The organism is Streptomyces sp. x-19 (genome assembly GCF_046549115.1).
Lineage (GTDB): Bacteria > Actinomycetota > Actinomycetes > Streptomycetales > Streptomycetaceae > Streptomyces > Streptomyces albulus_C.
Map to the genome: position 1 here is coordinate 1 of NZ_JAJPWK010000101.1, position 1,080 is coordinate 1,080.

1 pseudogene is annotated in these 1,080 nt (G+C 69.4%); it reads right to left on the minus strand.

Annotated elements, in window-relative coordinates:
- Positions 1-306: 306 nt before the first annotated feature.
- Positions 307-1,080, minus strand: a pseudogene (locus ACLJT4_RS42430) (ATP-binding protein); the annotation flags it as partial.

Genomic DNA, 1,080 nt, shown 5'->3' on the forward strand with positions numbered 1-1,080 from the left:
CATAGCGGCGTCATGGGCTGCGTCAGCGGGTGACGCAGATGACGCAGGCTGACGCAGCGGTCGCCGTCTGCGTCATGGCTGTTGCCGCAGGTCGGGGCCGTTTTTCGGTCCGCATGACGTAGATGACGCAGCGTCTTCCCTCTTAGGACAAAGGGAGGGGTGCTTGTTGTAGTGCGGTGCGCCTTACAGCGTGAAGAAGGAGCCGCTGCGCGGCGCGTCCTTCGTGCGGCGTTCCGCCGAACAGCAAGAGGAGCACGCCGCGCCGGGTGCTCCTCTTGCTTGTCCGACCGGGCGCGTGGCCGCCGGTCAGAGCATCGGCTTCTGCTGGTGTGGGGGCAGGACCGAGCGGCGGCTGACTTCGATGTAGCGGCTTTCGGCTGTGCGGCCCCAGTCGATCAGGACGTTCCGGGCGGCGAGGGTGGGCTGGAGGCGCTTGAGGCGGTCGGAGAGGACTTTGCCGGTGGTCGGCCAGCCCTTGGGCAGGGGGCGCAGTTCGTCGCCGCTGTAGAGGCGGGTGAGGAGGTACAGCCACTCGGTGGAGGTCATCCGCTGTTCCGCGCCTGCTTCGATGCTGTCGGCGTGCTTGAGGACGGTCTGCGCGAGGAGGTCGCCTTCGATGACGTCGTCGTTGAGGTCGTCCAGGCTGGCCCGGTAGGCGCTCAGTGCCCCGAGGCCGGTTGCCGCGTCGAGCTGCGCGCACACGTGGGCGAAGTCGGCCATCCGCAGGTCGGTGGGGGTCTCTGCCTCGGCCGCGCGGACCTGGACCGTGAGGTCCAGGAGAGACCCGAGCACGACCGGCAGCACCTCTTCGTACTCGGCCCACAGTTCCGCCTCGGTCCGCCGGACGCGGGGGCGTTCCAGCCGCAGCGGCAGGAGGCGTTCGGCGAGGTCGGGCCGGATGACGCCCACGTCGATGCCGGTCAGGAGCAGGGGGCGGCGGTAGCCGACGCGGAACACGTCGCCGTCGGTGAACAGGGCGCGCTTGACGTTCTCGGCGCCGGTGACGATGCAGCACATGGCGTCGGACAGGTCCGGGGTCATGTGGGAGAGGTTGTCCAGGGCGGTGACCCATCCGGCGGC